The sequence below is a fragment of the Huintestinicola sp. genome (assembly GCF_051882455.1).
Lineage (GTDB): Bacteria > Bacillota > Clostridia > Oscillospirales > Ruminococcaceae > Huintestinicola.
In genome coordinates this window covers 1-12,989 of the sequence record NZ_JBJERV010000044.1, presented here as the reverse complement: position 1 = coordinate 12,989, position 12,989 = coordinate 1, and the positions used below count along the sequence as shown (strand labels likewise).

The following is a 12,989-nucleotide window of genomic DNA, read 5'->3' as shown; positions in this document are numbered from 1 at the left end:
AAAACCAGCCTTTCGGAAGCAGCCGCCTGCTTATTTATTTATCTTCACAGTAACGCTCTGACAGCCGTTTTCCTTCCATCTGCTGAGAAAGGTCTCCTTGGGATAACGCTGTATCTCGTCCTTGTCAGAGCAGTCCATAAAGTAATAATAGGCTCCGTCATAGCCTGTAAGTATCAAGGTGTGGGAATTTGAGAGCCACATTATGGTGTCGCCCTCCGCCGTCTGCCATTCGGACACGGCATTGTACCTGTAGGGCTTCATATCGATCGACGCCCATACGATAACGGGTGCTCCGCCGTCAATGAGCCTTTCAAGGTCGGCAGAGCTGGCGTCCTCGAGAATGACCGCCCTGTTTTCCGAGCCGTGAGAGGAAAAATAATCGTCCAGCACCGCCGCAATGACTTCATCATAGCAGCCGTAGCCCTTTCCGTAAGGGTCTCCCACGAAAACCTTACGGGGGTCGGGTCCGTACAGCCTGCCGTCCTTTTCAGTAAACTCGCTGCCCACAGGAAGATAATTATCCGCAAGATCGCATTTGTCAATGGAATAACCCAGGAATTTAAGCATTGCCGCCGCACAGGTTATCTCGCAGCCCACAGGCAGCTCGGGATACTGATTTATTACCTCCATGCTTATCTCGGTATGACCCAGAAAAGACTTAGGAGGCTCATATCCTTCGCAAAGGGCTTCAATGTCATAGCCTCCGAACCTGCGGTGGATATCGGCATTAAGCTCCGCATAGGCAAGGCGTTCGCCCAGCTCATTTTTTTCATTGCTGTCCCTGCAGACATATATGTATGAAGCGGCGCTTACTGCAAGGGCAATGCCCAGCGCCGTACACATTACCGCATATTTCAGCATTACCGCCTCCTCCGATAATGAAAACGGGGCGCAATGCCCCGCTTGTCATCACATTTTTCTCATAGCCTTTTTTCTTATCTTTACCTTGTACATTTCCTCATCGGCAAAAGCGGCTATCTTCTCGATGGACTCGACCTCCGCTGCCTTCATACGGTAAAAGCCGCAGCTGCAGCCTATCTTATATGAAAGTCCGCTTGAGCTGTTGTATTCCTCAAGTGCCTGTTCTATCCGCTCAATTATTCCCTTTATCTCCTCATCGCTGCAGCTTCTGAGCACCGAACAAAATTCATCTCCGCCCGTTCTCACGCTTACAGCTGCTGCGGGCATGGCCTTATCGATAGCCCTCGCCGTCTGAACGATGGCATTATCCCCTGCCTCATGACCGTAAAGGTCGTTTATCGGCTTCAGATTATCGATATCCGAGCATACGACTGTAACGCAGGAATCTGCTTTCTTTGCATTTTCCAGAAGCTCAATGGCGTATTTGGACATACCCCGCCTGTTATAAAGTCCCGTAAGGGGATCTCTCACGTATAGATTTTCAAGCTGCTCAACAACAAGCTCCAGCTTCTTGTTCATGTAGAAGCTTCCGGTGTTGTTTGAAAGCGTCATAAGCCAGGTCTCAAAATGCTTTCCGTAACCATTAAAGCCCGATGGCTCGTATGCAAGGTAGCCTAAGAAATTGTCCTTGAAATAAAGGGGCGAGAAGGCGAATACCACAGATTTTTCTCCGTTAAGTATATCCTCGGGAACAAGCTCCGCTGTTGGAAAAGCTTTTCCTACAGGAACGTCGCTTCCGTAGCTGAACATATTCACCATTGTATCGGAAATGCCCTTGAAGGACGAAATGATATCTTCTTTATCCAGCTCCACACTTTCTTTATGAATGTTTGAGCAAATGCATATAAATAATTTTTTCAGCTTAAAGAACTTTGCGCTGGAATTTGCGTTTGCAAAAAGCTCGGCAGGATTTTTCACAGCAGCAAAATCCGTATTCATATCATGAATATAAGTTCGGAACTCCAGCGCATCGGTCTCTGCGCCGTATCTTTCGCTGAAGAAATCGTATGTATGCTTCTCCTCTTTAGGAACACAGCCGCATGACTGCATAGGTATAAGCTCGGAACCCACTTCCGAAACGACTTCCGTTTCCTTTCCGTCCCATATACCCGAAAGTATCTCCACAGCCCTGTGACCCGCTGTCTCATAGCCGGGGCGCACAGAAGTAAGGGAGGGCTTATATACCTCACAATCGCCTGTTCCGTCAAAGCCTGTGACGATAATATCCTCGGGTATCCTGTAGCCTTTGTCCTGAAGATAGTCCATACAGAAAATAGCCATGGTATCGTTGGCGCAGACAATAGCCTCGGGGATATCTCCCGAATCAATAAACTGCTTCGTGCATTCCGACGCTTCTTTCCAGAACTTTCCGTAAGCTATCCTGCTTTCCTCTATGGGGATATTATGCTCCTCAAGCACCTTTTTGTATGCTGCAAGCCTTTCCTCAGTCTGGAGATTTCCGGGAAAGCCGCCGATAAAGTTTATTTTTGTCACCCCATGCTCCTCCACAAGATGACGAACAACAAATTCCATAGCTGTTTTATCGCTGAGGACCACGTTTCTGAAAAGCGTATGAGTCGGGTCGCTGACATTCACAACGGGGATATTCTTTTTTGCAGCCTTATCAGCCACATCAAAAATGACCCTCTCCTCAATAATTGAGTCGCCCAGCATGATAATTCCGTCAATAATATCATAATTTATGAGATTAAATATCTCCGTCTCGCCCTTGATAACGCTTTCGGGCAGCACCCTGTCCGTATTAAGAGGAGGGCGCTGTATCAGAGTGGCAAAAATAAGAAGATTTACATCAAGCTCGGCACACTTGTCGCTTATTCCTTTTACGATACGGCTTTCATATTCCCAGTTGTAGCCTGTGACGCAGACCGCGATATTTTTACGTTTCATACTACTGCCTCCGAAAAAATAAAACGGGTTATATTATTTTTTCTATTATATCACATTTTTCTGCCTATTTCAATACCGAAATGATATATTTTCACCAAATACAGATGTTTTTCGCAGGTTATACAAAAAAGGCTGCGAAATTTCTCCGCAGCCTCTGAAAATCATATTGCCTGAGCCATACAAAGCTTGTAGTAAAGCCCTTTTTTCGCCATAAGCTCCTCGTGAGTGCCCGACTCGGCAATGCCCTTGTCGGATATGTACATTATCTTGTCGCAGCTTCTTATCGTGGAAAGACGGTGAGCGATGATAAACGATGTCCTGCCTTTGAGAAGATGGTCTATGCCCTGCTGAATGTACCTTTCGGTCTTGGCGTCAATGGAGGAGGTCGCCTCGTCAAGAACGAGTATCTTCGGGTCTGCGAGAATAGTTCTGGCAAAGGCTATCATCTGCCTCTGACCCTGAGAAAGAGAAGAGCCTCTTTCCTTGACTATGGTATCATATCCCTTGGGCATTTCGTTTATAAACTCGTCTGCACCAACGACCCTGCAGGCGGCACGTATCTCCTCATCGGTGGCGTCAAGCCTGCCGTAACGGATATTGTCACGTATGGTGCCGCTGAAAATAACGCTGTCCTGTAGCATTATTCCCATCTGGGAGCGGAGGGATCTAAGTGTCACATCTGAGATATCCTGTCCGTCTATAAGCACCTGTCCGCCGTTCAGGTCATAAAATCTCGAGATAAGATTTACGATAGTCGTCTTGCCTGCGCCCGTGGGACCTACAAGCGCAACGCTCTGACCTGCCTTGACGTCAAAGGACAGATCTTCAAGGATATTTACACCGCTCTCGTATCCGAAGGTCACGTTCTTAAAGGAAACATCGCCCTTTATCTTGGGCATTTCCGAAGCGTTCTCCTTGTCGGAAACGGTAACGGGCTCGTCCATTGTCTCGAATATTCTTTCAAGATATGCAATGGTGTTGATAAAGGTGTTGTAAAGGTTTGAAAGGTTCATAATAGGCTGCCAGAAGCGTCCCGAATAGCCTGTCATAGCTACGATAGTACCGACTGTGATGCCCGCCTTGGGTCCCAGCGCCAGGAGACCTATGAGATATATGGCGCCGCTTACCCATATTGCAATATTATCTGCCACAGGCCATACCGCATTGGAAAAGTAGATGGCCTTCATCCACGACTTGCGGTATTCAACGGAAAGCCTGTCAAATATTGCCTCGTTTTCCTCCTCACGGGTAAAGCTCTGGGTTATGCCAACGCCCACAAGGCCCTCGTGGAGATATGCGTTTAAGTTGGAGGATTTGTTTGAGACCTTCTGCCATGCTCTGCGCTGAGCCTTCTTTATTGCAAACATAAACCCGATGAACAGCGGCATTCCCGCAAGTACCACCAGCGCCAGCTGCCAGCAGACGAAAAACATAAATACAATGATGAAAAGGATATTGAAAAGCTCCAGAACAAAGGTGATAAGTCCGTTTGTGAGCAGGTCGGAAACGCTGTTTACATAGTTTATGACCCTTGTAAGTATCTTTCCGTGGGGACGGGTGTCATAATACTCAAAGGGCAGCTTCTGCAAGTGCTCAAAGAGGTCCTTTCGGATATCGTATATCATATCCTGTCCCGCCTTGGTCATTATCCTTGCTCTGACAGCGGAAAACTCCACGCTTATGATTATGGTCAGGAGCAGGAATGCGGCGAGTATAAAAAGCTCTGTTTTATTTCCTTCGGGAAGGGTAACGTCCAGCGCTCTCTGGGTTATCAGAGGAGCCAGAAGTCCGATAACTGCGGCAAAAACGCTCAGCACCATCGAAATGATGACCTGCTTTTTGTATTTGCCCACATATTTCAGCGCACGCTTGAAATGCCGTATGTCAAAAGGGGTCTCAAGCTCTTCGTCAACGTCGAATTTATTTCTTGCCATTTATATCACTCCCTTATTGTCAGGTCTGGAGGTCATAGACTTCTCGGTAATAGCCTTCCCTGCTTATAAGCTCCTCATGGGTGCCTATGTCCTCTATCCTTCCGTCTCGCAGAATGATTATCTTGTCTGCGTCCTTGGTGGAGGAGATACGCTGGGCGATGATTATCTTTGTGCATTTGAAATCAAGGTTTCTGAGACTGTTCTGAATGTATTTCTCGGTCTCCATATCCACCGCCGAGGTGGTGTCGTCCAGAATAAGCACCGCAGGCTTTACCGCAAGGGCACGCGCCAGGGAAATTCTCTGCTTCTGACCGCCCGAGAGACCCACTCCTCTTTCACCGATAATGGTATCATAGCCGTCGGAGGTCTTTTTGATAAATTCGTCCGCAGCGGCAAGAGAAGCGTATTTATGCACGTCCTCATCGGACATGGAGCTGTTTCCGAAGGCGATATTTCCCTCGATGGTGTCCGAGAAAAGCAGCACGTCCTGAGAAGCCACGCCGATATTCTTTCTGAGCTGTTTAAGCTTTAACATACGGACATTCTCCCCGTCAACCATTACCCGTCCCTCGTCTGCGTCATACATACGGGAGATAAGGTTAATGAGAGTGGTCTTGCCCGAACCCGTAGGACCCATTACCGCAACGGTCTCACCTGCATTTATCTTGAAGGAAATGTCCTTTAAAACAGGATTTTTCTTGTTATAGGAGAAGGATACATGGTCAAACTCCACCGAGCCGTCAAACCGTCCGCTCTTGTCAACAGCATCCGCACGGTCAACGATAAGAGGACGAGAATAATATACCTCGATTATCTTGTTGAGAGACGCCACAAAGCGCTGGAGGTCATTTACGATATTTCCCAGCATTCTCATAGGGTTGGACATTGTCCAGATAAGTCCCGAAAAGGCGGTATATTCGCCGACGGTGATACGTCCGCTGATAACGAACAGTCCTCCTGCAAGGAGCTGTACCACCGAAAGTCCCTGAGCGGTGACTTCGATATAGGGGAAGAATTTCAGCCAGAGAAGGGAGGCTGCCTTGTTTGCCGCCGAATATTTCTTATTCTGCTCGTCGAACTTTTCTTCCTCAAAGTCCTCTCTTGCGAATGCCTTTACAACACGGTTTCCCGAGATATTTTCCTCGGCGCCCGTATTCATTTCCGAAAGTCTGTCTCTCTGCTCCACGTACTTGGGACCGATGACCTTTTTGAAAGCCATGGTTATTGCAAAAATAACCGGGGTAAGAGCTATCATACACAGCGCCATAAGCCAGTCAATGGAGAAGAAAAACACAATTGAAACGGTGTAAAGCACAAGGCACTCAAGTATAGACTTGATGATCCAGGCGATAGAGTGACGGACCATATCCAGGTCGCCGCTGAGACGGGTCATAAGGTCGCCTGTGCGGTTCTTGTCGAAGAAGTCCGCGTCCTGTCTCTGAACATTGGCAAAGAGGTAATTTCTCACTCTGTAGACTATTCCCTGAGAAGCCTTTTCGTAGCAGATACCCGAAGTATATGTAATTATCGTTCTGAGCAGCGTAAAGGCTATCATCGCAATTACAAGGGCAATAAGACCGTTAGGGTCTGCCGAAAGATTTTCCGCAGCGTGCTCGCCGTAGATATATTCGTCCACTATCCTGCTGCTGTAGTGCGGCGTTATAATGTACATTGACATACATGTAACAGTCATACAAAGAGCCGCAATATATACCGCGCGGTATCCCTTCAGATTTTCCCAAAGCCATTTAATCTGAAACATATTTAACTTATCCCCCTTTTTCGGAAAGACTTTTTTTACTGTTTTTACCTTTTTTGTCAGCCTGAAAATTCCCTGTATTTTTCAGGCACTGACAGTTATTTTACACCATATAAAAAGGTTTTCAATGGTTTTTATGATAATATTATATGAACAAATTTATTTTATGTCCCTTAAACGTTTAATGTGTTTAAACATATTGAGCAGTATAAAGATATTTAACTTACAGCGCATAAAAATTATCTTCATTTCACCCGATTGACTTAATCGCAATAATATGGTAAAATAATACCATACTACCCCGAAAGGATATGCACATAAATATGAACGATAAAAAAGATTCCGAAAAAAATGCTCCCTATTTCACCCTGAAGCGAAAGGGCAAAGCGGCGGTCATCAGTCTGGGAGCAGCGGTCCTGTGGGTGATACTCTGGTTTATCTTCCCCATGGAATTCTACTCTCTTTTCTTTGCCTCAAAATTCGGCAGCACATTCTTACTTGCGGCAATGGCAGCAGTTCTGACCTTCCCCGCCTGCTTTATCTGCACAAAGGCTCTGAGCAAGGATATCTCCGTTCCACTGTATCTGAGCGTCAATATCGTGGGAATGGTTGGGTGCATTTTTCTCTATTCCATTTTCAGATATTCTGCGGTGTGGTGGCTCATATTGGGGCTTGCGGTACACCTTGGGGCAACGGCGGCTGTGTTCGTGACCGCTCCCGATATTAAGGTCAACAGGGTAAAAGAAAAAAAGGGCAGACTTGCGTCCGCCCTTGCAGGAATAGTCTGCGCCGTTTGCTCAGACTGTATTTATCTGCTTTTATTTAATGTGCTTCTGGAAACATTCAGGGAAAATTAAAACTCTCTGTAACGCTGCTCCCCCACTCAGGGAGCGGCGTTATTTTTTCCGTCATTTTTCTTTCCGCATTTGCCGCAGTCCGAACAGCCCGAGCATCCGGTACAGCAGCCCCCTTTTTTCCGTGAGACTATCATATATCTCACCGCGCAGAAAAGCAGGAAGAATATTATTACCAAAGCGATGATATCGGCAGCAGTCATATGTACCTGTCCTTTCAGAAAATAAGCATACCCACATTATAAACCACAAAAGCGGCTAACCACGCTGCTGCGCACTGCACAACCACAAATGCCACAGCCGCAAAGGCAGAATTCATCTCCCGCTTTACCGCAGCCACCGCCGCAACGCAGGGTGTGTACAAAAGCGAGAAAACCAGAAAGCTTACCGCAGTCATAGGGGTGAACATTCCCTGCAAAACAGCAGGAAGAAGGTCTGTAGAGCCTGCTCCCGAAAGCACCGACAGTGTAGACACCACCGCTTCCTTTGCTGAAAAGCCTGTGATAAGGGCGGTGGATATCCGCCAGTCATTGAAGCCAAGGGGCGCAAATATGGGAGCGATTATCTTTCCCACAGCGGCAAGAAGGCTCTGAGAGCTGTCGGAAACGGTGTTGAGCCTTGCGTCAAAGGACTGTAAGAACCATATTATCACCGAGGCGGTGAAAATTACGGTAAATGCCTTTGTCAGAAAGTCCTTTGCCTTGTCCCACATAAGCAGCACCACGCTTTTGGGAGATGGCAGACGGTAATTTGGCAGCTCCATTACAAAGGGAACAGGCTTGCCCTTGAATTTTGTCTTGCTGAGAATAATGCCGTAAACTATGCCGCAGATTATGCCGAAGAAGTAAAGCAACGCCATTACAAGTGCGCTGTGGTCGGGAAAGAACGCCATTGCAAACACCGAATAAATGGGGAGCTTTGCGCTGCAGGACATAAAGGGCGTAAGGAAAACTGTCATTTTTCTGTCCCGCTCGGAGGAAAGCGTCCTTGTCGCCATGATAGCAGGAACAGAGCAGCCGAAGCCGATTATGAGCGGGACAAAGGAACGTCCCGAAAGACCTATCTTTCTGAGCAGGCTGTCCATAACGAATGCCACTCTTGCCATATATCCGCTGTCCTCCAGCATTGACAGGAAGAAAAACAGGGTGACAATGGTGGGCAGGAAGCTCAGTACACTTCCCACACCTGCAAATATGCCGTCTATGATAAGACTGTGGATAACGGGGTTAAGCCCGTAGGCTGTAAGTGCGCTGTCTGCCGCGGCGGTGACAATTCCTATGGCGGAGGAAAGAAGGTCGCTTAAAAATGCGCCTATGACCCCGAAGGTGAGCCAGAAAACCAGCACCATTATCAGAATGAACATGGGAATGGCAAGGTATCGGTTGGTAAGAATGCTGTCGATCTTCACGCTTCGGATATGCTCCTTGCTCTCGCGGCATTTCACCACTGCCCTGCTGCACACGTCCTCAATAAAGGTATAGCGCATATCGGCAATGGCGGCGTTTCTGTCCATACCTATCTCCGTTTCCATTTCAGTAACGCTGTGCTCTATCATTTCAAGCTCGTTGGTGTTAAGCTCCAGCTTTTCGGTAATTGCCGGGTCGGCTTCGATAAGCTTTGTGGCGCAGAAGCGTCTGCCAAGCCCTGCATTGTCGGCGTGGTCCTCGATTATGTGGCATACCGCGTGGATACATCTGTGTACCGCACCGCTGCAGTAGTCTATCTTTTTAGGCTGTATCCGCTTTTTTGCAGTATTCACAGCCGTTTCGATAAGCTCCTCAACGCCGTCATTCTTTGCGGCGGATATGGGCACAACGGGTATGCCTATCCTCTCGGAAAGCTCGGCGATATTTATGGTACCGCCGTTGCTTCTCACCTCGTCCATCATATTGAGCGCAAGCACCATGGGTATTTTCAGCTCGCTGAGCTGGAGCGTGAGGTACAGGCTGCGCTCGATATTTGTGGCGTCAACTATGTTTATGATGCCGTCGGGCTTTTCGTTTATGAGAAAATCTCTTGTAACTATTTCCTCAATGGTATAGGGGCGGATAGAGTATATTCCCGGGAGATCGACCACGGTGCAGTCCTTGTATCCCTTTACCTCGCCGCTTTTCTGCTCTACCGTAACGCCGGGAAAGTTTCCCACGTGCTGGTTTGAGCCTGTCAGCTGATTGAAGAGTGTGGTTTTTCCGCAGTTCTGATTTCCCGCAAGGGCAAATATCATTTTGTATTCATCCTTTCAGAATTGGTGGTATCTGTGGGCATTATAGTTATCTCTTTTGCCTCCTCAAGACGGAGAGTGAGCTCGTAGCCCCGAAGATGTATTTCAATAGGATCGCCCATGGGAGCGGCTTTTCGCACCGTCACCTGAGTCCGCGGTATCAGTCCCATATCAAGGAGACGGCAGCGAAGTGCGCCCTCGCCCCCCACCTGCGTAATGATACCGCTCTGACCTATAGGAAGCTTATCCAGAGTCATTTTATCATATCCTTTCGCGAGTTAGTGTATTCTAACACCTGCGGCATAAAATTTCGGCAGGGCAGTCCGAGGCATACTACACAAGACTGCACAAAGCCGAAAAATAGCCGTATTGTTTTAATAATGCATATGCCTTTTCAGCCGAAGTCTCCGACTCGTACAGACCGAAAACCGCCGAGCCGCTTCCTGTCATAAGCGACCGGACAGCGCCATTGTCGGTCATGATCTTTTTGATGTGAGAAACCTCGTCAAGGCAGGAAACCTCGTCAAATATATTGCGGCAGTAGGGTGCGATATCCTTGAGAGAACAAACACTTCCGAAAATATCCTTTACGCCCTCTGTGCCGATCCTATAGCCCGCAGAGTCGATTTTTTTGAATGCCTCGGGAGTGCTGATACCCATAGCGCCCTTGCCCATAAGCACCGTTCCCGATATTTTGGGGAGCGGTTCAATTATCTCCCCTATCCCCGTGCAGTAGCCGCAGCCGCCCTTTATGCAGAAGGGTATGTCCGCGCCTATCCTTGCTCCGAGGGAAATAAGCTCATTTTCGGAAAGCTCAGCGGAAAACAGCCTGTTAAGCCCCGTGAGGACAGCTGCTCCGTCTGCGCTTCCGCCGCCCATGCCTGCCTGGGAGGGAATGTTTTTTATAATATCTATGCTCACACCCCCGCCGCATATTCCCGTTTTCTCAAAAAAGGCTGCGGCGCATTTATAGGCAATGTTCTTTTCATCGCAGGGAATAAGAGGGTCGGAGCAGGATATTTCTATCCCGCTCTTACCCGTTTTTGTGAGAGTGACCGTATCGCACAGGGAAACAGTGTGCATGACCGTTTCAAGCAGATGATAGCCGTCCGCTCTTCTGCCTGTAACATCAAGGTACAGGTTTATTTTAGCTCTTGCGCTTACAGTAAGGCTGTCCAAAATACGCCTCTCCTTCCGGCTTTCAGCTTATGAAAAATCCGCAGACATAGCTTTCCTTGGGACAGAAATCACCGACAGAACGCACCTTTGAGGGAGTTTTGCGGTTTGAAAATCTGTTGCACACGTCATAGCCCTGTCCGTTGTTGACTATGGCAACGTAGTGAAGCAGTGAACGCCCGGGCTTTGCCACCCAGTAGCAGAGTATCCCTACCCTGACAGCGCCCATAACATTTACGAAATCGTCATAGTCCTTTGCTTTCACCGCAGGGATACGGCATTTTCTGAAAAGCTCCTCCGCTTTTTTCGGGTCTGTTCCGAATATGCCCCACATATTCAGAGCGCAGCAGTCGATACCTAAGGAAATAGCTGCAAGATCGGGCTTGTGACCTGCGGAAAGCAGGGCATTGTATACAGCAATGGCTCCGCAGCCGTTATGGGACATTTTGCATATCCCCAGCCTGTACGATGATACCGCACAGCTTCTCTGACCGTTTATCAGACCCACAGGCTTTCGCATGCGCTTGTTTCGCTCAAAGTTCCGCTTTGCAAGGGCGGGGGCATTTTCTAAAAGCTCCTCTGCCGTTATCATCAGCCGTTACCCTTTTTCTGCTTGTCCAGGTCGGCAAGAAATTCTTTTATTCGCTCTATGGCGGTCATTATGTGCTTGAGGGAATATGCATATGAAATTCTTATATATCCCTCGCCGCAGTCTCCGAAGGCATTTCCCGGAACTACCGCAACATTGTGCTCGTAAAGCAGTCTTTCGCAGAATTCCTCGCTGGAAAGCCCTGTGGACTTGATGCTGGGGAATACGTAAAAAGCACCTCTCGGCTCAAAGCAGGTGAGACCGATATCGTTCAGGGCTTTAACGAGCCATCTTCTGCGGATATCGTATTCATCGCGCATTTTTGCAATATCATCGTCACAGTTTTCCAGCGCCTCTATAGCCGCATACTGTGAAACGGTGGGGCTGCTCATTATGCCGTACTGATGTATTTTCAGCATCTGCTTGATGATGGGCTGAGGTCCTGCCACATAGCCAAGTCTCCAGCCTGTCATTGCATATGCCTTTGAGAAGCCGTCCACAAATATGGTGCGCTCCTTCATTCCCTCTATCTCGATAATGGAGCAGTGCTTTGAACCGTATGTAAGGGAGCTGTATATCTCATCGGAAAGAATGAGGATATTCGTATCACGGATAACGTCCGCAATAGCCTCAAGGTCCTTTCTTTCCATAACGGCTCCTGTGGGGTTGTTGGGGAAAGGCAGGATAAGAAGCTTTGTCCTGTCGGTTATCTTTTCTCTGAGCATTTCGGGAGTGAGCCTGAACTGGGTCTCGGCGGTGGTCCGGAGGGTAACGGGAACTCCGCCGCAGAGCGACACTATGGGAGCGTAGCAGACAAAGCAGGGCTCCACGATAAGCACCTCGTCGCCGTTTTCGATAAGCGTTCTTATGGCAATGTCAATGCCCTCGGAACCGCCTACTGTAACGATTATCTCGTCCTTGTCGCAATATTTTACGCCTGTGTTTTTCTCGATGTTTCTGCTGATAGCCGTTCTCAGCTCGGCAATTCCCGCATTAGCGGTGTACTTGGTCTTTCCCTTTTCAAGAGATGTTATAGCTGCCTGTCTAACGTTCCAGGGCGTCTGGAAATCAGGCTCGCCCACGCTCAGAGAGATAACATTATCCATCTGAGCGGCAATATCAAAAAATTTTCTTATTCCCGAGGGCTTCATTACCTTACATTTCTCGGAAATAAGCTTATCGTAATCTATCACGGAGATACGAAGCCCCTTTCATCTGCGGCCTCCTGTTCGATAAAGAAGCCTTGTTCCTTATACTGCTTGAGTACAAAATGGGTGGAGGTGGAAATTACGCCCTCCATTGAGGAAAGTCTCTGAGCCACAAAGAGAGCGATCTCCTTGTAGTTTGTTCCTCTGAGCGTCACGGCAAGGTCGAATGAACCCGACATGAGCGTTACCGAGTCTACCTCGTCAAATTCCATTATCTTGCGGGCAAGCTCGTCAAAGCCAAATTCCTTCTTGGGCTTTACCTTGACCTCGATAAACGCAGTTACAGCGTTCTTGTCCGCCAGCTCGTCATTTATGATAGCGTTATAGCCCTTGATCACGCCTTTTTTTTCGTAGTCCGCAATACGTGCCGCGACTTCTTCGGGGGTAATTCCCAGCATGACCGCAAGCTGCTCGTCAGA

Annotated in this window: 12 protein-coding genes; 1 reads left to right on the top strand and 11 read right to left on the bottom strand. The window is 48.1% G+C overall.

The window, feature by feature from the left end; all coding sequences use genetic code 11:
• Positions 1–30: 30 nt before the first annotated feature.
• The 4 genes from ACI4J0_RS05925 to ACI4J0_RS05910 form a co-directional block, all read right to left on the bottom strand.
• Positions 31–861 carry a C39 family peptidase gene (locus ACI4J0_RS05925; protein WP_439764889.1) on the bottom strand — a complete coding sequence of 277 codons (831 nt, stop codon included), beginning with the start codon at positions 859–861 and terminating at the stop codon, positions 31–33.
• Between the two features lie 48 nt (positions 862–909).
• The gene (locus ACI4J0_RS05920) at positions 910–2,829 is read right to left on the bottom strand and encodes a substrate-binding and GGDEF domain-containing protein (protein ID WP_439764888.1); all 1,920 of its coding nucleotides are present in this window, start codon (positions 2,827–2,829) and stop codon (positions 910–912) included.
• Between the two features lie 161 nt (positions 2,830–2,990).
• On the bottom strand, positions 2,991–4,763 hold the full coding sequence (locus ACI4J0_RS05915) for an ABC transporter ATP-binding protein (protein ID WP_439764887.1): 1,773 nt from the start codon (positions 4,761–4,763) through the stop codon (positions 2,991–2,993).
• 19 nt (positions 4,764–4,782) lie between these two features.
• Complete coding sequence (locus tag ACI4J0_RS05910) at positions 4,783–6,525, bottom strand: ABC transporter ATP-binding protein (RefSeq protein ID WP_439764886.1); 1,743 nt, start codon at positions 6,523–6,525, stop codon at positions 4,783–4,785.
• 320 nt (positions 6,526–6,845) lie between these two features.
• Here ACI4J0_RS05910 and ACI4J0_RS05905 point away from each other — a divergent pair, with 320 nt between their 5' ends.
• The gene (locus ACI4J0_RS05905) at positions 6,846–7,379 is read left to right on the top strand and encodes a hypothetical protein (protein ID WP_439764885.1); all 534 of its coding nucleotides are present in this window, start codon (positions 6,846–6,848) and stop codon (positions 7,377–7,379) included.
• Positions 7,380–7,405: 26 nt separating this feature from the next.
• Here the strand turns inward: ACI4J0_RS05905 and ACI4J0_RS05900 are convergent, their stop codons facing one another.
• The 7 genes from ACI4J0_RS05900 to ACI4J0_RS05870 form a co-directional block, all read right to left on the bottom strand.
• Positions 7,406–7,579, bottom strand: a complete 174-nt coding sequence (locus tag ACI4J0_RS05900) for a FeoB-associated Cys-rich membrane protein (RefSeq protein ID WP_439764884.1) — start codon at positions 7,577–7,579, stop codon at positions 7,406–7,408.
• Between the two features lie 14 nt (positions 7,580–7,593).
• Positions 7,594–9,600, bottom strand: a complete 2,007-nt coding sequence (gene feoB / locus ACI4J0_RS05895) for a ferrous iron transport protein B (protein WP_439764883.1) — start codon at positions 9,598–9,600, stop codon at positions 7,594–7,596.
• Positions 9,597–9,854 (bottom strand): FeoA family protein, encoded by a 258-nt coding sequence (locus ACI4J0_RS05890; protein WP_439764882.1) that lies wholly within the window; start codon positions 9,852–9,854, stop codon positions 9,597–9,599. The genes feoB and ACI4J0_RS05890 overlap by 4 nt, the downstream gene beginning before the upstream one ends.
• Before the next feature lie 76 nt (positions 9,855–9,930).
• Positions 9,931–10,776 carry a 4-(cytidine 5'-diphospho)-2-C-methyl-D-erythritol kinase gene (ispE, locus tag ACI4J0_RS05885; RefSeq protein WP_439764881.1) on the bottom strand — a complete coding sequence of 282 codons (846 nt, stop codon included), beginning with the start codon at positions 10,774–10,776 and terminating at the stop codon, positions 9,931–9,933.
• Positions 10,777–10,798: 22 nt separating this feature from the next.
• Positions 10,799–11,365 (bottom strand): hypothetical protein, encoded by a 567-nt coding sequence (locus ACI4J0_RS05880; protein ID WP_439764880.1) that lies wholly within the window; start codon positions 11,363–11,365, stop codon positions 10,799–10,801.
• The gene (locus ACI4J0_RS05875; RefSeq protein ID WP_439764912.1) at positions 11,365–12,513 is read right to left on the bottom strand and encodes an aminotransferase class I/II-fold pyridoxal phosphate-dependent enzyme; all 1,149 of its coding nucleotides are present in this window, start codon (positions 12,511–12,513) and stop codon (positions 11,365–11,367) included. The genes ACI4J0_RS05880 and ACI4J0_RS05875 overlap by 1 nt, the downstream gene beginning before the upstream one ends.
• Positions 12,514–12,551: 38 nt before the next feature.
• Positions 12,552–12,989 (bottom strand): Lrp/AsnC family transcriptional regulator (locus ACI4J0_RS05870; protein WP_439764879.1); only part of this gene is annotated, 438 nt, incomplete at its 5' end.

Coding starts and splice junctions, on each gene's coding strand:
- feoB (WP_439764883.1), bottom strand. CDS start 9,600: ATGATATTTGCCCTTGCGGGAAATCAGAACTGCGGAAAAACCACACTC.
- ACI4J0_RS05905 (WP_439764885.1), top strand. CDS start 6,846: ATGAACGATAAAAAAGATTCCGAAAAAAATGCTCCCTATTTCACCCTG.
- ACI4J0_RS05910 (WP_439764886.1), bottom strand. CDS start 6,525: ATGTTTCAGATTAAATGGCTTTGGGAAAATCTGAAGGGATACCGCGCG.
- ACI4J0_RS05925 (WP_439764889.1), bottom strand. CDS start 861: ATGCTGAAATATGCGGTAATGTGTACGGCGCTGGGCATTGCCCTTGCA.
- ACI4J0_RS05875 (WP_439764912.1), bottom strand. CDS start 12,513: ATGAAGCCCTCGGGAATAAGAAAATTTTTTGATATTGCCGCTCAGATG.
- ACI4J0_RS05890 (WP_439764882.1), bottom strand. CDS start 9,854: ATGACTCTGGATAAGCTTCCTATAGGTCAGAGCGGTATCATTACGCAG.
- ACI4J0_RS05920 (WP_439764888.1), bottom strand. CDS start 2,829: ATGAAACGTAAAAATATCGCGGTCTGCGTCACAGGCTACAACTGGGAA.
- ACI4J0_RS05915 (WP_439764887.1), bottom strand. CDS start 4,763: ATGGCAAGAAATAAATTCGACGTTGACGAAGAGCTTGAGACCCCTTTT.
- ACI4J0_RS05900 (WP_439764884.1), bottom strand. CDS start 7,579: ATGACTGCTGCCGATATCATCGCTTTGGTAATAATATTCTTCCTGCTT.
- ACI4J0_RS05880 (WP_439764880.1), bottom strand. CDS start 11,365: ATGATAACGGCAGAGGAGCTTTTAGAAAATGCCCCCGCCCTTGCAAAG.